This window comes from Nocardia abscessus NBRC 100374, assembly GCF_000308455.1.
In the GTDB taxonomy this organism is placed as follows: Bacteria; Actinomycetota; Actinomycetes; order Mycobacteriales; family Mycobacteriaceae; genus Nocardia; species Nocardia abscessus.
In genome coordinates this window covers 55,777-78,771 of record NZ_BAFP01000089.1, presented here as the reverse complement: position 1 = coordinate 78,771, position 22,995 = coordinate 55,777, and the positions used below count along the sequence as shown (strand labels likewise).

Annotated in this window: 17 protein-coding genes; 8 read left to right on the top strand and 9 right to left on the bottom strand. The window is 70.2% G+C overall.

Features of this window, described 5'->3' with window-relative positions:
* Positions 1-78 precede the first annotated feature (78 nt).
* The 7 genes from recC to ON19_RS17530 all read left to right on the top strand — a co-directional run bounded on the left by recC (position 79) and on the right by ON19_RS17530 (position 11,132).
* Positions 79-3,453: an exodeoxyribonuclease V subunit gamma gene (recC, locus tag ON19_RS17560; RefSeq protein WP_043693409.1), complete on the top strand. Its 3,375-nt coding sequence runs from the start codon at positions 79-81 to the stop codon at positions 3,451-3,453.
* A gap of 223 nt (positions 3,454-3,676) precedes the next feature.
* Entirely contained in the window at positions 3,677-7,078 is a 3,402-nt protein-coding gene (locus tag ON19_RS17555) for a UvrD-helicase domain-containing protein (protein ID WP_043693509.1), read from the top strand.
* Positions 7,075-8,973, top strand: a complete 1,899-nt coding sequence (gene recD, locus ON19_RS17550) for an exodeoxyribonuclease V subunit alpha (protein WP_043693406.1) — start codon at positions 7,075-7,077, stop codon at positions 8,971-8,973. The genes ON19_RS17555 and recD overlap by 4 nt, the downstream gene beginning before the upstream one ends.
* Before the next feature lie 46 nt (positions 8,974-9,019).
* Positions 9,020-9,493, top strand: coding sequence for an RNA polymerase sigma factor (locus tag ON19_RS17545; RefSeq protein ID WP_043693506.1), 474 nt, complete (start codon positions 9,020-9,022; stop codon positions 9,491-9,493).
* Positions 9,493-10,110 (top strand): methylated-DNA--[protein]-cysteine S-methyltransferase, encoded by a 618-nt coding sequence (locus ON19_RS17540; RefSeq protein ID WP_083899448.1) that lies wholly within the window; start codon positions 9,493-9,495, stop codon positions 10,108-10,110. The genes ON19_RS17545 and ON19_RS17540 overlap by 1 nt, the downstream gene beginning before the upstream one ends.
* 65 nt (positions 10,111-10,175) lie before the next feature.
* Complete coding sequence (locus ON19_RS17535; protein ID WP_043693500.1) at positions 10,176-10,877, top strand: 2OG-Fe(II) oxygenase; 702 nt, start codon at positions 10,176-10,178, stop codon at positions 10,875-10,877.
* 6 nt (positions 10,878-10,883) lie between these two features.
* Complete coding sequence (locus ON19_RS17530) at positions 10,884-11,132, top strand: Ada metal-binding domain-containing protein (protein ID WP_043693403.1); 249 nt, start codon at positions 10,884-10,886, stop codon at positions 11,130-11,132.
* 53 nt (positions 11,133-11,185) lie between these two features.
* Here ON19_RS17530 and ON19_RS17525 read toward each other — a convergent pair whose 3' ends face one another.
* The 8 genes from ON19_RS17525 to ON19_RS17490 all read right to left on the bottom strand — a co-directional run bounded on the left by ON19_RS17525 (position 11,186) and on the right by ON19_RS17490 (position 20,210).
* On the bottom strand, positions 11,186-11,599 hold the full coding sequence (locus ON19_RS17525) for a hypothetical protein (RefSeq protein ID WP_043693401.1): 414 nt from the start codon (positions 11,597-11,599) through the stop codon (positions 11,186-11,188).
* Between the two features lie 285 nt (positions 11,600-11,884).
* Positions 11,885-13,990 (bottom strand): MMPL family transporter, encoded by a 2,106-nt coding sequence (locus ON19_RS17520; RefSeq protein ID WP_043693398.1) that lies wholly within the window; start codon positions 13,988-13,990, stop codon positions 11,885-11,887.
* Positions 13,987-15,186 carry a hypothetical protein gene (locus ON19_RS17515; protein WP_043693395.1) on the bottom strand — a complete coding sequence of 400 codons (1,200 nt, stop codon included), beginning with the start codon at positions 15,184-15,186 and terminating at the stop codon, positions 13,987-13,989. Before ON19_RS17515 ends, ON19_RS17520 begins: the two co-directional genes overlap by 4 nt.
* 26 nt (positions 15,187-15,212) lie before the next feature.
* Positions 15,213-16,259, bottom strand: coding sequence for an NAD-dependent epimerase/dehydratase family protein (locus tag ON19_RS17510; protein WP_043693392.1), 1,047 nt, complete (start codon positions 16,257-16,259; stop codon positions 15,213-15,215).
* Positions 16,256-16,537 carry a hypothetical protein gene (locus ON19_RS17505; protein WP_043693390.1) on the bottom strand — a complete coding sequence of 94 codons (282 nt, stop codon included), beginning with the start codon at positions 16,535-16,537 and terminating at the stop codon, positions 16,256-16,258. The genes ON19_RS17510 and ON19_RS17505 overlap by 4 nt, the downstream gene beginning before the upstream one ends.
* Positions 16,538-16,540: 3 nt before the next feature.
* Positions 16,541-18,214, bottom strand: coding sequence for a fatty acid CoA ligase family protein (locus ON19_RS17500; protein ID WP_043693387.1), 1,674 nt, complete (start codon positions 18,212-18,214; stop codon positions 16,541-16,543).
* Positions 18,211-19,125: a beta-ketoacyl-[acyl-carrier-protein] synthase family protein gene (locus tag ON19_RS17495; protein WP_043693384.1), complete on the bottom strand. Its 915-nt coding sequence runs from the start codon at positions 19,123-19,125 to the stop codon at positions 18,211-18,213. Before ON19_RS17495 ends, ON19_RS17500 begins: the two co-directional genes overlap by 4 nt.
* A gap of 8 nt (positions 19,126-19,133) precedes the next feature.
* Positions 19,134-20,210 (bottom strand): 3-oxoacyl-ACP synthase III family protein, encoded by a 1,077-nt coding sequence (locus ON19_RS17490; protein WP_043693497.1) that lies wholly within the window; start codon positions 20,208-20,210, stop codon positions 19,134-19,136.
* A 560-nt stretch (positions 20,211-20,770) separates the two neighbouring features.
* Between ON19_RS17490 and ON19_RS17485 the strand changes: the two genes are divergently transcribed.
* Entirely contained in the window at positions 20,771-22,249 is a 1,479-nt protein-coding gene (locus tag ON19_RS17485) for a flavin-containing monooxygenase (RefSeq protein ID WP_043693381.1), read from the top strand.
* Here ON19_RS17485 and ON19_RS17480 read toward each other — a convergent pair.
* Positions 22,246-22,908 carry a TetR/AcrR family transcriptional regulator gene (locus ON19_RS17480; RefSeq protein ID WP_043693379.1) on the bottom strand — a complete coding sequence of 221 codons (663 nt, stop codon included), beginning with the start codon at positions 22,906-22,908 and terminating at the stop codon, positions 22,246-22,248. The genes ON19_RS17485 and ON19_RS17480 overlap by 4 nt on opposite strands.
* Positions 22,909-22,995 lie beyond the last annotated feature (87 nt).

Here is a 22,995-nt window from a genome sequence, read left to right as displayed (position 1 = left end):
GCGTCGGTCGCTGGGCGTATAAACGTGCACGAAGTCCGAGGCCAGCGCACCCGGACACCATCGATCGAGAGGGCGCAGATGCCGCTGCACATCCACCGTGCCGAGCGCGCCGACGTTCTCGCCCGGGCGCTGGCGGGAGTGCTGGCCCAGCCGCAGGAAGACCCGTTCGCGGCCGAGGTGGTGGCGGTGCCCGCGAAAGGCGTGGAGCGCTGGCTGACGCAGACGCTCTCCGGTGTGCTCGGCGCGGACGGTTCGGCCGACGGCGTGTGCGCCAATGTCGCTTTTCCCTCGCCTGCCGCGCTGGTCGGCGAGGTCTTGGCCGCGGCGAGCGGCGTGCTGCCCGCGCAGGATCCGTGGGCGCAGGAGCGGGCGGTGTGGACGCTGCTGCGGGTGATCGATGCGTCGCTGGCCGAGCCGTGGTGCGCGGTGCTGGCCAGGCACCTCGGCGCACGGGACAGCGCGGGCGCCGCGCACCGCGTCGGCCGGCGCTACGGGACCGCTGCCCAGATCGCCGCGCTGTTCGACAGCTATGCGGCCCAACGGCCCACGCTGATCACCGAGTGGGCGGCGGGTTCGGACACCGACGGCGCGGGCGCCGCGATGCCCGAGGACCTGCTCTGGCAGCCGATGCTGTGGCGCGGGCTGCGCGCCGAGATCGGGGAGCCGAGCCCGGCCGAACGGCTCGACGCCGCTTGCGCGCGGCTGCGCGCGCGGCCGGATCTGGTCGCGCTGCCACCGCGGTTGTCGCTGTTCGGTGTGACCAGATTGCCCAGCGACCAACTCGCCGTGCTGTCGGCGCTGGCCGCCGCCCGCGACGTGCATCTGTGGCTCGTCCATCCGAGCCCGGTCCTCTGGTCGGCCCTGCGGGAGCTGCCCGTGGCCCGTACGCGCGCCGAGGACGTGAGCGCCACGGCGGTCGCGCACCCGCTCCTGGCGGGACTGGCCCGCGACGTCCGGGAACTCCAGCAGCGGCTCGCCGCGCCCGCCGCCGACGGCTCGGACACCTATCATCCGATTGCCGCGGCTCGATCCGAAGACCTTGCGCCGGAGACCGCTCCACCTCCGACGTTGCTGAAGGCGCTGCAGGCGGGTATCCGGGACGATCGGTGGCCGCCGGCGCCGGGGGCGGTCGGCGCCGACGGCACCGTACAGGTGCACGCGTGTCACGGCCCGGCGCGACAGGTGGAGGTGCTGCGGGAATGCCTGCTCGGGCTGTTCGCGGCCGACCCGACGCTGGAACCGCGTGACGTGCTGATCATGTGCCCCGAGGTGGAGGCGTACGCGCCGCTGGTGCGCGCGGCGTTCGGGCAGCGCACCGCGGGATCGCCCGAGCCGCAAGCCGATGCGGAGCATCCGGCGCACCGGTTGCGGGTGCGCCTGGCCGACCGGGGGCGCGGGGTGACCAATCCGCTGCTCGCGGTGATCGCGGTACTGCTCGAGCTGGCCGACGGCCGGGTGACGGTTACTCAGGTGCTCGATCTCGCCGCCGCCGAAACCGTCCGGCGGCGTTGCGGATTCGACGACGACGACATCGAGCGGCTGCGTGAATGGGCCGCCGAGTCCGGCGCGCGGTGGGGGATCGGGCAGCGTCAGCGCCAGGCGTTCGGGCTCGCCGATTTCGCGCAGAACACGCTCAACAGCGCGGTGGACCGGATCCTGCTCGGCGTCACCGCGGGCGAGACCTCCGACGACTGGCTGGATCTCGCGCTGCCCTTGGACGACGTGGACAGCAACGACGTCGACCTGGCCGGACGCTTCGCGGAGTTCATCGATCGGCTCGCGGTCTGCCTGCGCGACCTGCGCGGGCCCCGGCCCGCGCACGAGTGGGCGGCGGCGCTCGGCCGCGCGCTCGATCTGCTGACCGACGTCCCCGACGCGCAGGCCTGGGTGCGCACCGAGGCCAGGCAGGAACTGGCCGCCGCCACCGGGCACGCGGGCGAGGTGCCGTTGCGGCTGACCGATGTGGGCGTCCTGCTGCGTTCACGGCTGGCGGCGCGCCCCACCAGGGCCAACTTCCGCACCGGTGAGCTGACCGTCTGCACGATGGTGCCGATGCGGTCGGTGCCGCACCGGGTGGTCGTGTTACTCGGACTGGACGACGAGGTGTTTCCGCGCGCGAGCGCCGCGGACGGCGACGACGTGCTCGCTCGCGAACCCCTGCTGGGCGAACGGGATGCGCGCAGCGAGGACCGGCAACTGCTGCTGGATGCGATCCTCGCGGCCCGGGACACGCTGCTGGTGTTCCACACCGGCGCCGATCCGGTGAGCGGGGCGCACCGGCCGCCCGCCATTCCGGTCGCCGAAGTGCTGGACGCGCTGCGGGTCCATGTCGGCGCCGCGGCGATGCGCGCGGTGGTGACGCGGCATCCGCTGCAGTCGTTCGACCGCCGGAATTTCCGCGCCGAGCAGCCGTTCAGCTTCGACACGGTGGCCTTGGCCGGCGCGTACGCGGCCGACGGGCCCGCGCGGCCGCGTCCCGATTTCCTGGCCGCGCCGCTGCCCGCCGCGGAAGCGGCGGATGTCGCGCTGACCGACCTGATCGCGTTCGTGGAGCATCCGGTGCGCGCGTTCCTGTGGCAGCGTCTGGGCCTGCGGGTTCCCGAGCACGACGAGGACATCGCCGAACGGCTGCCCATCGAGCTCGACGGCCTGGCCAAGTGGGAGCTGGGCGAACGTTTGCTCACCGCCCGCCTGACCGGCGCGGACCCGGCCGGGCTGCGGGCGGCGGAATGGCGGCGCGGCACGTTGCCGCCGTTCGGGTTCGGCGCCGCCGTGCTCGACGAGGTCGAGCACACCGTGGACCGGTTGGTGCGCGCGGCGCAGGCGGACTACGCGGGCCAGGTCCGCGCGGTGGACATCGCGGTCGATCTCGGCAACGGGCGCAGGCTCACCGGCACCGTGCCCGAGGTGCGCGGCGAAACCCTGGTTCGCACCACCTTTTCCCGGCTGGCTCCCAAACACCGCATCGGAGCATGGGTCTCGCTGCTGGCGCTGACCGTCACCGAGGACCGCTCCTGGCGGGCGGTGAGCACCGGTCGCGGCCAATTCGGCCGCCCCACCTGGCGTTGTGAGCTCACCGCGCCCGACGTGGCGGTGGCCGGGCAGATCCTGCGCGAACTCGTCGCGTTGCGCGACGCGGGCCTGACCGAACCGCTGCCCGTCGCGCCCACCGCCAGCGCGATCTACGCCGAGCGCCGTTTCCGCGGCGCGGGCACCGACGACGCGATCGCCGCGGCGGAACGCGAATTCAACGGCGGCCCCAACGGTCCCGGGCCCTTCGGCGATCACACCGACCGCCACCTGCGCTACGTCTGGGGTCCGGCGCCCCGGCTCGAGAACCTCATGGCCGCGCCCGCTCCGGCGGGCGAGCCCGGTGAGAGCACCCGCTTCGGCGCGCTGGCGCGGCGGATGTGGGCTCCGCTGCTGGCCGCGGAAAGCCAGGGCCAGCCGTGACCGATCACGAGAGGGCCGGTCGCCGGCGGGACGTGATGTGGTGCGGAAGACCGGGATACACCGGCACGGCGCGTGTCGGTCGCCGGTGGGCGCCCGGGCGCGCGGCAGAATGTCAGCTCGGACAGTCGTTTCGGGAGCGAGTCCGTGCGGCGTGGCCGGTCACCGGGAAGATCGCGACGACCGCGGACCGCGTGACCACCGGCCGCGCAGGAAGGAGGCACGCATGACCGTGCAGGAGACCTCCTTCCCGGCAAGCGCTTTCGCCGCCGCCGCGTTCGAGGCGTACGGGCCCTTGCCCACCGGTACGACCGTGCTGGAGGCCAGCGCGGGCACCGGCAAGACGCACGCGATCGTCGGTCTCGCCGTGCGCTACGTCGCGGAGGCCGGCATCGATGTCTCCGAGCTGCTGCTGGTGACGTTCAGCCGGGCGGCGACCCAGGAGCTGCGGGAACGCACCCGCGACCGATTCGTCGCGGTCGCTGCCGGATTGGCTGATCCGGCAGCGGCGCGGGCGCACGCCGACGAACTGGTGCGGTATCTCGCGCAGGCCGACGAGGGCGAGGTCCGGCTGCGGCAGCGGCGGCTGCTGACGGCACTGTCGGATTTCGACGCGGGCACCATCGCCACCACGCACAGCTTCTGTCAGCGCATGCTCGACGAACTCGGGCTCGCCGGTGAACACGATCCCGGCACCCGGCTGGTGGAGACCGTCGACGACCTCGTCGGCACCGTCGTCGACGACCTGTATCTGCATCGCTATGCCCGCGCCGAACCGCCGTTCTCGGTGAAAGAGGCCCGCACGCTCGCGCTGGCCGCGGTGCGGGACCGGCACGCGGCGCTCGTGCCCGACGGCGAATCCGGCGCGGGGGAGCGGGTGGCGTTCGCGCATGCGGTGCGCGCGGAGACCGAGCGCCGCAAACGGCTGGCCGGGCTGCGCGACTTCGACGATTTGCTGGTGCTGCTGCACGAAGTGCTCGCCGATCCGGAGCACGGCCCGCGCGCGTGCCTGCGCATCCGCGCGCGCTACCGCGTCGCCCTGGTCGACGAATTCCAGGACACCGACCCCTTGCAATGGGACATCCTGCGCAAGTCCTTCCACGGGCACGCCACCCTGGTGCTGGTCGGCGATCCCAAACAGGCGATCTACGCCTTCCGCGGCGCGGAAGTGCTCAGCTACCTCGACGCCGTCGCGCACGCCGACACCCGCAGGGAGCTCACCACGAACTGGCGCAGCGACGCGGGACTGCTCGCGGCGCTGGACCACCTGCACGGCGGCGCGGCATTGGGCCACGAGGAGATCCGCGTCTACCCGGTCGCCCCGACCAGGCCGTGGTCGCGGCTGTCCGGCCCCGGCGAACTCACCACTCCGATGCGTGTCCGATGCCTGCCGCGCACCGGCGCCGGGCCGCTGAACAAATCCGGTTTCCCGGCCGTCGGTCGGATGCGGGCCAAGGTCGCCGACGATCTCGCCGCCGACATCGTCCGCTTGCTCGAATCCGGAGTGCTGCTGGACGGCAAGGCCGAACCCGCTTCCGCCGATGGCGATTCGATCCCCGACCGCCCGGTGGACGCGGCACGCGGACCGATCGGCCCCGGCGACATCGCGGTGCTGGTGCGAACCCGCTCGCAGATCGACGTGGTCCGCGCGGCGCTGGATCGCGTCGGCGTCGCTTCCGTGCTCGCCGGCGGCGTCAGCGTCTTCGCGACCAGCAGCGCCACCGACTGGCTGTGGGTGCTGCGCGCGCTGGAACAGCCGCACCGCGGCGACCGCGTGCGGCTGGCCGCGTGCACACCGCTGCTGGGCGTGACCGCGGCCGAGATCGACAGCGGGGGCGCCGATCTGGTCGGCCGGATCAGCGCCCAATTGCGCGAGGCCGCGCGGTTGTTCACCCGCGCGGGATTCGCGGCCGTCTTCGAGAAGCTCTCCGCCGAAACGGGACTGGCACAGCGGCTGCTCGCCGTGGAGAACGGGGAACGGCAGCTCACCGACCTGCGGCACATCGCGCAGCTGCTCGACCAGGTCGCGCTCACCGAGGGTCTCGGGCTGACCGCGCTGACCCGGTGGCTGGCCGACCGGGTACGCGACCCCGCCTCCGGCGCCGTCGCCGATCGCAGCCGCAGACTCGACCGGGACGCCGCCGCCGTGCAGATCGCCACCGTGCATGCCAGCAAGGGACTCGAATTCCCGGTCGTCTACCTGCCGTTCGCCTGGGACAGCGCGAAGAACCCCTATCCGGCGACGTTGCTGTTCCACGCCGACGACGGTGCGCGCGTGCTGGACGTCGGCGGACCGGATGCCCCGGGATACGCCGAACGCAAGGCACGCAGCGAAGCCGAGGAGGCGGGGGAGGAGCTGCGCCTGCTGTACGTCGCGCTGACCCGGGCGATGTGCCAGATCGTCGCCTGGTGGGCGCCCGCGATCACCACCGCGGCCTCGCCGCTGCACCGGATGGTCTTCGGGCGTGCCGATCGTGGCGCCGTCGTCGCCACGCGCGCGCCGGTCCCCGCGGATACCGTTGCCGCCCAGTCGCTTTCGGCGTGGGCGCAGGACGCGGCCGCGGCGATCTCGGTGACGGCGGTGGCCGGAACCGACGACGTCGCCGTCCGGCGGGTGCGCACCGCGGCCGCGCAGGGCGAACTGGCCGCCGCCCGATTCGACCGGGTGCTGGATCAGCAGTGGCGGCGCACGTCGTACTCGGCCCTGACCGCCTCGGCGCACGAGGCGGTCGTACCCGAATCCGGCAGCGAACCGGAGGATCCCAGAGGGCTGGGCGACGAGCCCGCCGGTACTCCCCTGATCGGCGCGGCGGAACCGCAGGAAACAAGCGCGGCCTCGCTGATGAACGCGCTACCTTACGGCGCGGAGTTCGGCACCCTGGTGCACGGCGTCCTGGAGCGGATCGACACCGGCCGTGCGGATCTGGCGGCCGAGGTACACGACCGGTGCCGCGAGGCGGTGGACGAGCTGATGGCCGACATGGACCCGGACGTGCTGGCCACCGCGCTGCTCGCGGTGCTGCGTACCCCACTCGAGGGCGGCTGCCTGGCCGACATCTCGCCCCGCGACCGTCTCAGCGAACTCGAGTTCGAACTGCCACTGGCGGGCGGGGAACACGTCGGCGCCACCGCGGCGACACTGCGTCGCATCGCCGACCTGCTGCGCGGGCACCTTCCGGAGGAAGACGAGCTGTCCATGTACGCCGACCAGCTGGCGGCGCTGGAGGACATACCGCTGCGCGGGTACCTGACCGGCAGCATCGACGCGGTGCTGCGCGTCGACGGCGGCGCGGGCCCGCGATTCGTGGTCGTCGACTACAAGACCAATCGGCTGGGCACCGGCGATCTCACCGTCGCGCACTACACCCGCGACCGCATGGCCGCCGAGATGCTGCGTTCGCACTATCCGCTGCAAGCGCTGCTGTATTCGGTTGCGCTGCACCGGTATCTGCGCTGGCGGCTACCCGGTTACGACCCCGCCCGGCATCTCGGTGGAGTTCGGTACCTGTTCGTGCGCGGCATGATCGGACCGCAGACACCGGCGGGGTGCGGCGTCTTCGACTGGTACCCGCCCGCCGATCTGGTCGTCGCGCTCTCCGCGCTGCTGGCCGGGGAGGCCGCGCGGTGACCTCGATCCAGGTGGCGCAGCGGGGAACCGGTCTGCTGCGCATATTCAACGAGGCGGGTGTGCTGTCGGCCGCCGACGTGCACGTGGCGTTGCGGCTGGGCAGGCTGGGCCGGGAATCGTCGGAGCCGGTGCTGTTCGCCGCGGCTCTGGCCGTGCGTGCGGTGCGATCCGGCTCGGTGTGCCTGGAGCTGCACCGGATGCGGGAGATCGGCGTCGACGCCGACGAAACCTGGGACGCGGGCGTCGATCCGGCGACCCTGCCGTGGCCGGACATTCCGGCGGTGGTCGCCGCGCTGCGGGTGAGCCCGCTGGTGCTCGGCGGACCCGGGGGGCCGCTGCGGCCGCTGCGGCTGGTCGAATCCCAGGGGCCGGGCGATTCCGGTCCGCTGCTCTACCTCGATCGGTACTACCGGCAAGAACAGACGATCCGGCGGGTGCTCACCGAGCGATCCGCCCACCACCCGGTGGTCGATCCGAAGATCGTGCGTCGGGAACTGGACCGGTTGTTCGACGCGTCGACCGGCCCGGCGCCGGACCGCCAGCGCCTGGCCGCGGCGCTGGCGGCGACCCACTGGACCACCGTGGTCGCGGGCGGGCCGGGTACCGGAAAGACCCACACCATCGCACGGATCATCGCCCTGCTGGCCGCGCACCGCGAGACCGAGCCGAAGCTGCCCGCGCTGCGCATCGCGCTGGCCGCGCCGACCGGGAAAGCGGCGGCACGCCTGCAAGAAGCCGTTCGCGAACAGGCCGTTTCGCTCGGACTGCCCGAACTCACCGCTGCCACCCTGCACCGGCTGCTCGGCTGGCAGCGTGGTCGCAGTACCCGGTTCAAGCACCACGAGTTCAACCGGCTGCCCTACGACGTGATCGTGGTCGACGAGACCTCGATGGTCTCCTTGACCATGATGAGCAGGCTGCTCGCCGCCCTGCGCCCGGACACTCGCCTCGTCTTGGTCGGCGATCCGGACCAGCTGGCCTCGGTCGACGCGGGCGCGGTGCTCGCCGACCTGGTCGCCGGACCGGTCGCCGCCGTTCCCAACCCCGTTCTGGACGACATCCTCGGCCCGGAGCCGACCGCCGATCACGCCGAAGCCCTGACCGCGCTGGAGTGGACTCGCCTGCGCGGCGGCATCGTGCGGCTGACCCGGGGCCGCAGATTCGGCGGCCGGATCGCAGACTTGGCCGTAGCGGTGCGGGCCGGAGACGCGGACGCCGCGCTCGAGCTGCTGCGCGGGGGCGGCGACGAACTGTCCCTGTGCGCACCCGATGAGCTGATCGCGGTGCGTGCCGACGTGGTGCGGGCCGCGAGCGCGGTGAGCGCCGCCGCGCTCGACGGCGACGCGGCGGGCGCACTGAGCGCGCTGGAATCACACCGCCTGCTGTGCGCGCACCGGCAGGGGCCGTTCGGCGTCGAGCGCTGGGACCGGATGGCCGCCGAATGGGCCGCCGCGGGCGGCGCGGGCCCGGACTCCCACCAGGCGCCGTGGTATCCCGGGCAACCTCTGCTGGTCACCGCGAACGATCACGAGGCGCGGATCTACAACGGCGACACCGGCGTCGTGGTGCGCATGCCCGACGGCTCGCTGCGCGCGGCGCTGCAACGCGGCAGCGAACCCTATCTGGTGCATCCCACGCAGTTCCCCGCGGTAACCACCGTTTTCGCGATGACCATTCACCGCAGCCAGGGCAGCCAGTACGACACCGTCTCCGTCGTGCTGCCCGAGCCCGAATCGACCCTGCTGACCAGGGAACTGCTGTACACCGCGATCACCAGGGCGCGCCGCCACGTCCGGATCATCGGAACCGACGAATCCATCCGCGCGGGTATCGCACGGCGGGTACTGCGCGCCAGCGGGTTGTCCCGCCGCGAAGGGGAACCGGAGACTCGATGACGGAATCTCACGTTCCCGGCGCCCGCGGCGTCTACCCGGTGTGAGCCTGCCCCCGTTCGAGGAAGTTGTGGCCGAGTACGGCCCGATGGTGTTGCGCGTCTGCCGTGCGGTGCTCGGCCCGTCCGACGCGGCCGACGCCTGGTCGGAGACGTTTCTCTCGGCGCTGCGCGCGTATCCCGGCCTTTCCGAGGACACGAACCTCGAGGCGTGGTTGGTGACCGTCGCGCATCGCCGCGCGATCGACGTCGGCCGGGCGCTGACGCGCGCGCCCGTCCCGGCCGAGACGCTGCCGGAGCGTCCCACCGCGGCCCCCGGCCCCGCCGACTACGACCCCGATCTCTGGGCCGCCCTGCGCGCGCTGCCGACCAAGCAGCGCCAGGCGGTCGCCTACCACTACCTGGCCGGGCTTCCCCACGCGGAGATCGCCGAACTGCTCGGCAATTCTCCGGACGCCGCTCGTCGCGCCGCCGCGGACGGCCTGAAGACCCTGCGCAAGCTCTACCCGAAGGAGGACGCATGATGGCCAGCCTCGACCGCGACGACCTGAACGCGTTGTCGCACGCACTGACACCCGACGCCGACCTGCTCGCCGACCTGCACACGCGACTGGCGCTCGAAGCCGAAGCCGCGGACCTGCTCGACGTCGCCTACCGCACCGTCGACACCCCGGTAGGAACGCTGCTGCTGGCGGCGACCCCGGCCGGATTGGTCCGCGTCGCCTACCCGGCCGAGGACCACGCGGCGGTGCTCGCCACGCTGGCGGCGCGGATCAGCCCTCGGATACTCGCCGCCCCGGTTCGGCTGGACGCGGCGGCCCGGCAGCTCGACGAGTACTTCGCGGGCAGTCGGACGCATTTCGATCTGCCGCTGGATCTGCGGCTGGCCGCGGGGTTCCGCCGCCAGGTGATCGAGCACCTGCCCGCCATCGGCTACGGGCAGCGCGCGAGCTACGGCGCGGTGGCCGCCGCCGTAGGAAACCCGCGTGCGGTGCGCGCGGTCGGTTCCGCGTGCGCGCGCAACCCGCTGCCGGTGGTGATCCCGTGTCACCGGGTGGTCCGCGGTGACGGGGCGATCGGACAATACGTCGGCGGCGTCGCCGCCAAGCAGTCGCTGTTGAGCTTGGAGGCGGCGGCGTGAGCGGGCGAAGCGCGGACGCGGGCGCGACCGCACAGGCCTCGAGGCGATCGAAAGCCGCTGTCGCCCTGACGGATCGTGCCGACGCCCAACCGTGGGCCGCGCTGCTCGATGAGGTCGATGCCTACGGCTGCGCGGCGACCGGGCCGATCCTCACTCCACCGGAGTGCGCCGCCGTCACCGCCTTCTGGGATGACATCCCGCGCTTCCGGTCCACCGTCGACATGGCGCGCTACCGCTTCGGCGAAGGCACCTATCGGTACTTCGCCGAACCGGTGCCGGAGCCGATCACCCAGCTGCGGGCGGCGTTCTATCGAAAGCTGCTGCCGTTGGCACGATCCTGGGCCGAGCGGCTCGGTGACCCGGCCCCGTGGCCGGACGAGTTCGCGGACTGGCTCGACGCCTGCCACGCCGCGGGGCAGACCGAGCCGACGCCGATCCTGTTGCGCTACAGAGCGGGTGACTGGAACGCCTTGCACCGGGATCTGTACGGTGAGCTGGTCTTCCCGCTTCAGGTCGTCATCGGCTTGGACCGGCCCGGGACCGACCACACCGGCGGCGAATTCCTGATCGTGGAGCAACGGCCGCGCGCCCAATCGAAAGCGACTGTGTCCGTTCTGGAGCAAGGACACGCGTTGATCTTCACCACCCGCGATCGGCCGACGCCGTCCAGCCGAGGTTGGTCCCGTGCTCCGGTTCGCCATGGCGTCAGCCGCGTGCGCAGCGGCCTGCGCCACACACTGGGCCTCGTGCTGCACGACGCGCGGTGACCGCCGGTGTACACCTTGCTCGGCGGTGACGGCCGACCGTATGTCAGCGCCGTACCCGGCCGCTACGGCGGCCATCGCCGCAGCCGGATCTACGGTCGCCTCGATTGCCCCTCCGCCCTGCGCGCGCTGGCGCGCGGCGCATATCGCGCACATCGCGTCTTCTTCGCGACCGAGATCGACGCGACGACCGCGGGTTATCGTCCGTGCGCGGTCTGCCTGCCCGGACCCTACGCAGGTTGGAAAGAGCATCGGTGACCGCACGGGGCCGCCCTGCTCGCAGGCTGCGCGAGCAGGGCGGCTCGAGGGTGTCAGCTGATCTGGGTGCCCGACCAGCCGAAGCTGAAGCTGTGGCCCTTCGAGGTGCAGACCAGGGCGCCCCGGCCACCTCCGGTGCAGCTGGCGCCGCCGTTGGTGAGGGTGCCCGCGATCGGCGGGCTGTCCGCGCGGCCGTGCGGGCCGGTGAGACCGAAGGTCGGGTGGGCGGGCAAGAACGGCAGATCGATCACCAGGTCGTAGATCGTGAATCCGAACAGATTGGTGCCGTTGGGGATATCGCAGCCGACGTCACCGTTCGAATGGATCGCACAGTTCGAGCTGGCGTAGCGGAAGTACACGGTGTCGTCGTCCACGGACTGCGCCGGGGCCGCGCTCGCGACCGCGGTGCCTGCCAACGTGAGTGCGGCTGCGAAAACCGCGGGTGTGGCGAAGTTACGGAGATTCATACTATGAACCTAGCCAAAGGCCGGACGCGGCAAACAGTTTCGGCACCGGTCGAGTCGCCGGGTGCACCTCCCGCTCGGTGCGAAAGTGGAGCAGCGCACCGTCATCGAGGTACCGGCCGGACGCATCACCAGCTGGCAGGTCCGGTTGCGGCCGCGCTTGTCCGGACTGAATGCCATGGGACCCCCGCGGCCTCCTGGAACTGGTCGCCTAACTCCCGACCGGCGAGTGGCACATGGTCGAGACGAAGACCGGGAGGACTCTCCACCATGTGCCACTCGGACGAGTCAGGTGGGGGTGGGGGTGCGTTCTTGGACGGTGGTCGGGATGATGCGGCGGCGGCGGGGCGACCACCAGTTGGCGGGGCCCATCAGTTGGACCAGGGCGGGGACCAGGAGCATGCGGACGAGGGTCGCGTCCACGACGAGGGCGATGATCATGCCGAGGCCGAGGAAGCGCATGGGGGTGAGCGGGGACAGGGTGAACGCTCCGGTGACGATCACCAGCAGGGTGGCCGCGGCGGTGATCACGCGGGCGGTCTTCACCGTGCCTGCCCGCACCGACGCGGCGGTGTCGGCGCCCGCGTCGTGCGCCTCGACCATGCGGGACAGCAGGAAGACCTCGTAGTCGGTGGAGAGCCCGAAGACGACCGCGATGATCAGCACCAGCATGCCCGCGGTGATCGGTCCGGTGCCGACACCGAGCACGCCGGCCAGGTGTCCGCCGCAGAAGATCCAGGTGAGCACACCGAACGTCGCTGCCAAACTCAGGAACGCCATGGCGACGGCCTTGAGCGGCAATACGATCGAGCGGAACGCCGCGAACAGCAGCACTATCGTCGCCGCCACCATGACGAGGATCATCAACGGCATCCGCGCGACGATCGAGCGCACGCTGTCGACGGTGGCCGCCGTATCGCCGCCGATCCACAGCGCGGTGCCGTCGGGTGGAGTCAGTTCGCGGATGCCACGAACGGTGTCGCCCGCCGCTTCGGTGCGGTCGGTATTGCTCAGGAATGCGTGGAAGACCACGAAGTCCTCCGCACGACCCACTTGCACCACCTGCCGTACCCCCTCGACCTTGCCGAGCGCGGACACGGTCGCCTCGACGGCGCCCGACTGCGGTGGGCCGTTCACTCCGTGCAGCACGGCGGTGACCCCGCTACCCGCGGCGGGGAACTGTGCGGTGAGTTCCTCGACGACGGTGCGCATCTCGTTGCCCTCGGGCAGCGCGCGATGGTCGATGTCGCCGAGCCGCAGTCCGGTCAGCGGGGCCGCCAGCACCAGCAGGACGGCGCCGACGACCACGGTCACCAGACCCGGCCGCCGCAGCACGCGGTCGACCAGGCGCCCCCAGAACCGCTCGGAACGATCGGTGGCCCGCGCCGTGCCGATGCGCGCGCCGAACAGCACGAGCAAGGCGGGCAGCACGGTGAGCGAGAGCGTGGCCGCCAGCGCCACCGCGGTGATCGCGCCGATGCCCAGCGACCGCAGCACCGCCTGCGGAAAGACGAACGTGCCCGCGAACGCGCAGATCAGCAGGAGTGCCGAGAACGCGACCGTGCGGCCGGCCGTGGCGTAGGTGCGAGTGATGGCGGTCTTCAGGTCGTGCCCGTCGGCGACCTCCTCCCGGAACCGGGTGACCAGGAACAGCCCGTAGTCGATGGCCATGCCCAGCCCGAGCAGCGAGGCGACGTTCACCGCGAATGTGCTCACCTCGGTGAACTCGGCGAGCACGCGGATCGCGCCCATGGCACCGAGCACCGTCAGGCCACCGACCACCACCGGGAACGACGCGGCGATCAATCCGCCGAAAACCGCCACCAGGATCACCAAGGTCAGTGGCAGCGACAGGGATTCGGCCCGGAGTAGATCGTGCCGGGACTGCTCGTTGATCTCGGTGGAGATCGCGCTGTAGCCGGACAGATCGGTGGCGATACCCGGAACCCGGAGCTGGGGTTCGATGTCCGGATAGGCGCTGACGCGCTGGTTGGCGTCACCGGCGAGGTACACCACCGCCAGCGCCTGCCGATTGTCCGCCGACCGGAGGAACTGCCTGCGCGCGAAACCGGCGTTCCAATAGGTTTCGATCGGTCGTTGCAGCATGGCCGGGTCGATCCGAGCCAGCGTCTCTTGGACGCGGGGGCCGATGTCGTCGACCGTCTGTCCCTCCGGTGCGGCGTACCGCACGACCACGTCGGGGTTCTGCGGGCCGAAGTGCTCGGATACCAGCTCGTCCACTCGCGCCGACTCGCTTCCGGGATCGACGAATCCGGCCGCGGTGACTTTGTCGGACGCTCCGAGTCCGAGCGAACCGGCCAGCAGCATCACTCCGGCCACGACCGCGAGCACGATGCGGGGCCGGGCGAGGACGACGCGGATCGCGCCGGTCATCGCGCGACCACCTCGGGCGCCGCGAGCTCGGACTCCAGCCGCGCGGCGATCTTGTCCAGCAGCGCCTCCAACCGGACCTCGATACCGGCGCCATTGCGGCAGGAGACGGTCAGCTCCAGCTTCCCGCCCGCTTCGGCCATGGCGAACAGCAGCGGCATCGCGCCGCTGTGCTGAGGTAGCAGCCGCACGTCGGTGGGTGTCCAGCCGGGCACCGCCATCTCGTCCAGATCGAACGCGCCCATATGGGACACGGTGGCCGACACCATGTTCCGGTTCAGGCGTGCCCCGAGCCAGTTGCTCATCCGCAGCACCCCGCGGATCACGCCGGGTGGGAATTTCGACAGCCGGCCATTGTCGAGCTCGTTCAGCTCCCGCCGGTCCCGCAGCCCGCTGCGCATCCGGCCGCTGATCGTCTCCCAGTTCTCGCCGGGGGTGACGTCCAGGAACAGCGGCAGCGCCAGGTTGGCGGTGGAGCGCAGGACGGGGTCGTGCCTGCGCAGGTCGACCGGAATCATGAAGCGCGACTTGGCTCCCGACTCCGCTGCCAGGATCGCCGCTACCCGAGCGACGATGCCCTTTCCGGTCGCGTTGATCGTCCGGTGGCGCAGCAGCCAGCGCGCGGCATCCCGGTTCTGGCGTCCGCGCCCGGTCGCCGCCTTGAAGGTGGGCAGCACCAGGGTCGGTTTACCCGGCGTGCCGATCCGGGCCACGAGTTCGGCATCGGCGATCGGATCGGGTGCGCCGAGCGGCGGGCATCCGCGCAGCGCGCGGAATACGTCGTCCACCCAGAGACGCAGGCCCATCCCGTCCATCACGCCGTGGAAGGCGCGGAACACGATGGTGGTCTGTTCGCCGGTGAGCAGCAGCACTTCGGTGGTGCGGTCCGGCGTCGGACCGATAGGCGTGTTCAGCACCGCGTCGTTCTCCAGCGCGGCGTAGTTCAGCGACCAGCCGGGCACGTGGCGCACGGTGGCGGCCAGACCACAGTCCACCCAGTCGTCGCCGTCGCGGACCAGGCGTGCACCGGGGCCGGCCGCCGACGCCACGTCGACGGCCCGCTGCAACGCGGCCGGGTCCAGGCTGCCGTCGCCGTGGACGGCCAGGTGCATGACGAACGGCGGAGTCACCGCGCGCGTGAAGAAGTACAGACGTTCGGTCGGGGTGATCTTCCTGCGGAAGACGGTGGCGTTGCTCATGCTGGCCTCCGGTACCGGTGGGGTGTTCAGCGCAGATTCCGGGTGAGCTCGACCGCCCCGCCCTGGGTTTCCAGCCACGCCAGCAGGTCGGCCAGGCCGCGGTCGCGGTCGACGACCGGCTGGTAGCCGAAATCTCGTGCGGCGGCGGTGGTGTCGTAGGTGGCGCTGCGCGACAGCAGCGCGACGGCGTAGCGCGACAGCGGAGGCGACCAGCGGGTCGCGACGGCCGGGATGCGCCAGATCGTCTCGACGACCCGGACCGCCGCGTTGATCACCGCGGGGTTGGGTTTGCGCGTCGGCGGCTGGTACCCGAGCCGGGTGGCGACCTCACCGAGGAAACGCCAGACATCCGTCTTCTCGGCATCGGCGACAAAATACGCCTTGCCGCCCACCGCGTCCGAGCCCGCCGCCTTCACACAGGCGTCGACGATGTTGTCGACGTGGCAGAGCGAGGCGTAGACGGTGCGGCCGAAGGACAGGTCCGGCAGTTTCCCCATACCGGCGCGGCCGAGCATCCGCACGATCGGACCGGACCGGTCGCCCGCGCCCCAGATCGCGCGTGGGCGCAGGGCGCAGGTGCGGAATCCCGGGCTGTCGGCGGCCAGGACGGCTCGTTCGGCCGCGGCCTTGGTCTCCGAGTACAGGTTCAGGTAGCGCCGCGGATACGGCACCGATTCATCGACGTCGACCTGGTCACCGCCGTAATAGTCCATCATCGCGCTCGGGCTGGAGATGAATACGAACCGTCCCGATCCGCCTCGACGGGCTGCCTCGAGCAGCCGTTCGGTGGCCCGGACGTTCTCGTTCCAGAACTGTTCCCTGGTGCCGCGCTCGTCCACCCGCGCCGCGCTGTGGAACACGATGTCGACGCCGCGGGTCGCCTCTTCGAGCGAGGCGGGGTCGGTCAGATCGCCGTAGATCAGCTCGATCTTGTCGATGTCGTCGCGCAGGTCGGCCAGGTTGCTGGTGCGGCGCACCAGGATCGACACGTCGTGCCCGCCGTCGCGTACCAGCCTGCGCACCAGCGCACCGCCCAGAAAGCCGGACGCGCCGGTTACCAGTATTTTGCTCATTGCACTCTCTCCTCGCCGGGCTGGGTTCGCCACCAGGTCAAGCCGAAGATCTGCGTCAACACCGCGGTCTCCCACCGGCCACGGCCCGAGCCTTCGGCGGCACGCAGGGCCGCCGGGATCTGAGCCGCGTGCACCACGATGCTGAGGAACGCGTCGATCCACCACACCGTGCGCAGAAGCAGGCTGTCCGGGACACGGTCGGTTGCCGCGGCCAGCGCGCCGCCGGCCAAATACAGCCACCCGATGACGGGAATTGCCCGAAATACAGTTGTTTTCATTTGTTATGCGTCCGTTCCGAGCCGTTCGGCGGCCCACACCGCGAGTCGTTCGCGTCCGATCTTGGCGTTGTGCCGGATATCGACCGGGAAGGACGGATGGACCAGGAAGTCGGCGATCGTCCTGGTGAGGTCGAACTGTGCGCCGCAGGCCCGCAGCGCGGGTTCGACGAAGTCCGGGTCGGCGCCCGGCTTCACTTCGACGCAGAGCACCGGCCGCTGTGCCCCACGCGGGCCGATCCCGACCAGAGCGGTACGGGCCACGCCCGCGACGGTGTTGAACACCTGCTCGACCTGAACGGTGAACATCGGTCCATGCGCGGTGACCACCCGCTGGCTCTTGCGTCCGCAGAACCAGATCCGGCCTTGCTCGTCGATCCACGCGAGATCGCCGGTGCGGTGCCAGATCCGATCGCCGTCGATGATCTTGCCCAGCGCGTTGGCCTGCTCCGGCCAGTAATAACCGGTGCTGACGTTCGGCCCGGTGACGACGAGTTCGCCGATGCCGCGGGTGGTCTCCAGCTCGCCGGTCAGTTCCTCGGCCCGAGCCATGGTCGGAATCGGCTCGTCGGTGATCGCCACGATCCGCGCCTGCACTTGGTAGGCCGGTCTGCCGACGCAGGTGCCCTCGCCGTGCTGTGCTCGCTCGACCAGTCCGTCCAGCAGTTCGCGGGATTCGATGGTGGACATCGGCAGCGCTTCGGTGGATCCGTACCCGGCGAAGACCTCGGCGTCCTCGTGGAGCACCTCGCGCAACCCCGCGATGCACCAGTCCGGGACCGGAGCCCCGCCGGAATAGATACTGTCCAGCGAGGACAACGTAACCGGGTGCGCACGCAGGTACTCGAGCAGCGGGATCAGCACGGCGGGGGAGGCGAACATGGTTCGCACGCCGAAGTTCTGGATCGCGTCGACCACGTGGGCGGGATCGGTCGCTCCGACCTTGCTCGGGATCAGCGGCGGCAGCACACAGCGCGAGCCCAACAGCAGGTCGAGCACGCCGACCAGCGGAAGGGTGATCAACGAAGCCTCCGGCGCGATCTCTCCGCGCGCCATGTGCACCTGGTCGACCATCGCGGCCAAATTGCCGTAGGTCATCTGCACGGCTTTGGCCGGTCCCGTGCTACCGGTGGTGAACGCGATCAGCAACAGGTCGTCGTCGGTGGCCGGGCTGCCGGGTGGCACCGGAACCGTTGGTGTCCGGCCCCATGCCCGCAGCGATTCGCCCCGCCAGAACCAGCGTCTGCCGACCGTGACCGCGGTACGGACGGTGCGGAAGCTGCGCCGGAACAGCACGCGCAACGCGTGCGCCTGCGGGATGCCGATGAACGCCTCGGCGTCCACGGCGCGCAGGCAGCGCAGCATCTTCCGCACGCCCATGCCCGGGTCGATCACCACCGGCACCGCCCCGAGCTCGAGCAGCGCGAACATGATCGCGTACAGCTCGGGGCTCGGTAGTACCAGCACGATCGTGCGCGTTCCGGTGCCGACACCCGACTCGGAGAGCCGTCCCGCGATCGTTTTCGACCACAGGTCCAGCTCGCGATACGTGAGATGCCGGTAGGCCGGCAGGCCATCGGGGCCGACCCCGTGCGCGTAGCGAACCGCCACACGGTGGGGGTCAGTGCGGACGACCGCACGAAACCGATCGATGGCCTGCCAGTATGTTCCCGTTGTCACGCAGGCGCCCCGGCGAACACGGGCAACCGGTACAGCACCGCCGCTGCCGCCGGACCCGCGCCCGCTGCGACGAACAGCACCTGGCGGTACTCGGCGAGGCCGTCGTCCACGATCGCCGAGTCGTAGGCCGCGGTGAGCGCGGCCGTGTGCGGGTCGCCGTCACGCAGATCCGGTAGGCGGACCGATCGCTGGTCGATGCCGAGGGCGGCGGCCAGCTTCTTCGGGAACTCCGGGCTCGGCGTCGACGCGATCAGCGCGATCTCGCTCAGCGAGGCGTGGTCCGACTCGGCGAGCGCTCGGCGCGCGGCGTCGAGGGCCACCTCGAGCAGGCGGTCCTCGAAGCCGGGCTCCCGCTCCACGGTGATCAGGTTGCGGCCGCGGTCGCCCATCGTCGAAATGTCGAGATAGCCTTCGACCGCCGGCGTGCCCTCACCCTTCACGGTGTGCACCGTGCCGAAGCCGTCCGGTTCGTCGGTGCGCTCGAGCAGCAGCGCCGCGCCGCAGGTGGAGTACGGGAACTCGTCGTCGGCGACCGAGCGGGTCATCGACGGATGGGTGTCGCCGGACACGATCAGCACGTGCTCGGCGCTACCGGTCTCCAGGACCGAGGTGGCCACCTGGATCGCGTTGACGACACTGACCGCCCCGTTCATCAGATCGAACGAGAAGGTCCTCGGGTCGTCTTTGGCGTATTCCAGGCCGATCCCGGCCGCCTTCTGGATCAGCGCCGACACCGCGGGTTCGACGGTATTCGCATCGCGGAAGATGCCCGCGTTGATCAGCAGGCCGACCTGATCGGAACGAATTCCGGCGCGCTCCAGACTCTGCCTGGCAGCGCGGGCGGTGTGTTCGACGATGCTGTAGGTGTCGTCGGATCGGCTGATGCCGGTGGACTTGATGCGCACGCTCATGACTGACCTCAGACCTTCAGCGACGAGATGGTGGTGGACACGAACCCGGTGACGATGCCGGAGGCCGCGGGCACCAGCAGCAACTTCGATCCCGCGGGGAGGTTCTGCTCGCTGAGCTGATCGTGCAGGACGATGAAATGCGAAGTGGTGGAGGTGTTTCCGTACTTCTCGATGACCCGCAGATCCGGCGGCATCGGGCTACCGAACTCCCGTTCGGCGATGGCGTTCATCCACGGAATTGCGGCGGCGCCGAACTGGTGGTGGATGACGTAGTCGAACTTCTCGTCGGCGAAGGTCTTGCCCCGCGCCTCGAGGAATTTACGCTGGGTATTGGTGCCGAGCAGGAAGCGGTCCTCATTGTGCATCCGGCGGTTGTCGGTGTACATCGCGACGCCCTGGGATTTGTCGCTCGGCATGCCGAGGCACAGGTGCGCGTACTCCGCGGCGGTCATCATCTCGATGTAATGGATAACGTCGTTTTCATCGACGGCCTCGTCCAACACGATCGCGCATCCGGAGTCGCCGACGGTCAACGCCGCGAACTGCGGATCGTACTTCTCGGAAATCTCGCGGACCGCGGTGTCGGCAATTTCGGTAATCGCCTCGCCGCTGACTACGAGTCCGTTCCGGACGGCGCCGGATCGGATCATACGGTCCAGGATGTAAGTACCGGTGAGCATTCCTGCGCAGGCGTTGGAAATGTCGAAGACAATGGCGTTCTTCGCGCCGATAAGACGGCTTATCGACATCGCGAACGAGGGCTCCATATACATGCGGGTGCCATGCTTGCCTCGCGAGATCGAGGTGGAGATGATCACGTCGATGTCCTCTGGACCGTACTGTGACCTGGACAGACAGTCTTCGACAGCCTTCATCGCCAGGGTGAAGGAGTCTTCGTAACTTTGCGGTCGAGTGTCGCGTACCCGGCGTTCATGGACGCCGGTGATTTTCTCCAGATCGAACGAAGGGGGTTCCTTCATCCGGGACAGCAGCTCCTCGGTGGTAACGACAGTCGAGGGCAGATAGGCGCCGATGGATTCGAAACGAGAATGGGGAGACACGAGCGCTCCTGAAATCGTTGACATATACGGTTCCGGATCGACTCTGATCGTCGGTGCATTGAACACTACCCGACAGTAACAACAAATGGCTATATCCCGTGGAGGCCATGCGTCTGAGACGGGAATCACTCGCGCAGGTATCTGTTTCGTGAGGTATCACTAACCGGTGACCCCCTGGCTATGGCGTTCGCAGTATTGCGATGTGACTGCCCGTTTCGGTTTGGCGCGGCTTTTCGAGTCCCGGGCGCGGTGGACCGCCGTGCGCGGGTCGATGCGACGCTTTCGGAACGGCAAGCGATCGGCTATTGCCGGATGGTGGCAATTCGTGAGTGGTCGCCGGGACGGCTCCCTCGGCGGATGTGAGTGACTTCACTACGATCGCGGCGTGTGCGACCGCTCGGTATCGCGCATGTGTCCCTCCGGTGTGCGCATCGAACCCTGTTGCGGCGTAAGGGAACACGCAACCCGGATGACTCGGCTCCGATGCGTGTCTCGAACCTGTCACCTGGCCCGATAGGCTCAGGGCAGACGGGTGCAGCGCCGCGGCGTGCCCGGACGTACGTCGGTGATCGGAGGAAGGGGTTATGGCGACCGGTGTGGAGCATGTCGACGTCCTCATCGTCGGCGCCGGTCTCTCCGGCATCGGCGCGGCCTGTCATCTGAGCCGGGCGTTGCCCCAGCGGACCTACCTGCTCCTGGAGAGCCGGGCCGCCCTGGGCGGAACGTGGGACCTGTTCCGCTACCCCGGCATTCGCTCCGACTCCGACATGTACACCCTCGGCTACCGGTTCAAGCCGTGGCTGGGCGAGGAGTCGATCGCCGAAGGGGGTGACATCCTCGCCTACTTGCGCGAGACCGCGGCCGAACACGGCGTCGAGCGCCGGATCCGCTTCCACCATCGCGTGCTGGGCGCGGAGTGGTCGAGTGCCGACAACCTCTGGACGGTGCGGGCGGAGCGCACCGACACCGGCGAAACCGTCACGATCACAGCGGGATTCCTGTTCTCGTGCGCCGGGTACTACCGCTACGACACGGGATACTCGCCCGGCTTCGCCGGCTCCGAGCGCTTCGCGGGCCCCATCGTGCATCCGCAGTTCTGGCCGGAGCACCTCGACTGCGCGGGTAAGCGGGTGGTCGTCATCGGCAGCGGCGCCACCGCCGTGACGCTCGCTCCCGCGCTCACCGCCGGAGGCGCGCGGGTGACCATGCTGCAGCGCAGCCCGAGCTACGTCATCTCCGCGCCCGCACGCGATCGCTTGGCGCTCACGGCGCGCCGTTTCCTGCCCCCGCGTGCCGCGTACGCGCTCGCCCGCGCCGAGAACATCGCGATCGCCACCGCGTTCTACCAGCTCAGCAGGCGCGATCCCGCGGGTACGCGCAAGCGTATCCGCGGCTGGCAGCAGCGCTGGCTGCCCGCGGGCTACGACATCGACACCCATTTCACGCCCCGGTACAACCCGTGGGACCAGCGGCTGTGCCTCGCACCCGACGGTGACTTCTTCCGCGCCATCCGCCACGGCCTGCTCGACGTGGTCACCGACCGGATCGAGACCTTCACCGAGCACGGTCTGCGATTGGCTTCCGGCGCGAGCTTGGACGCCGACATCGTCGTCACCGCGACGGGCCTGAATCTGCAGGCCTTCGGCGGTGTAGAGCTGGTCGTGGACGGCTCGCCGGTGGCGCCGCGGGAACGCATGGCCTACAAGGCGATGATGCTGTCCGACGTACCGAACTTCGCGTTCGTCGTCGGCTATCCGAACGCCTCATGGACGCTGAAGGCGGACCTGGTCTCGGAGTACGTCGTCCGGCTGCTGAAACACATGGACGAACACGGATATGTGCGGTGCGTGCCCGTCCGCGACCCGTCGGTGGGCGCCGAGTCGCTGTTCGGCGGCTTCACTCCCGGTTATGTCCGGCGCGCCGCGAACCTGTTTCCGGTGCAAGGTGATCGGGCGCCGTGGCGGCTGCGCATGAACTATCTGCGCGATCTGGTCACCTTGCGCTATGGCCGGATCGCGGACCGGGTCATGCGGTTCGAGCGGGCGCCGGGCGCCCGCGACTAGGCCTCGGTGCTCAGCGACGAGCGCGCCGTGGCGATCCGCTCGATGACGTCCGCGGCGTGCGCGTCGAAACGTTCCCGGGAGACGGGGATCTCGCCGTCGAGCCAGGGGCGATAGAGATAGGCCAGCGCGCCGAAGATGGCGCTGGCGTTCAGCGCGTAGTCGTGCTCGTCGGGGACCGGTTGGGTGTAGTCGCCCGCGCTGATGGTCAGCGCGATCGGCGCGGTGAACAAGCCGATGAGTTCGTTGGCGCGTGGCATCAGCACCGGAGTGGCCTGCGATTCGACGAACATGATCCGCCCGCGGCGGCGGTCCTCGAGCAGATAGTCGGTGAAGACGGCGACCATGTGGCGGAACATCGCGTCCCGTTCGATGGGCGCGTTGGGCAACTCGTCGAGCAGGCGGTCGCGCGCGCCGAGGACCACCGTGTCCAGCACTGTCGTCAGCAGCGTGTCCAGGTTCTGGAAGCTCTCGTAGAAGTAGCGCTCGGTCAGTCCGGCCTGGCGGCAGACTCCGCGCATGGACGTCTCGGCGGCGCCGACGGTCGACATCAGCTCCGTGCACGCCTCGACCAGCTGTTCCCGGCGTGCGGCGACGCGATCGGCGGGGGATTGCCCGCGCCAGCGGCGCATGCCCGGAATCGACCCGTCGGCTTCGTCCATGGCGTCATCCTCTCATAGCGATCGAATTGACATCATGTGATGTTGACAGCATGTGATGTCACCAATACATTGCGAAGACACCGATCG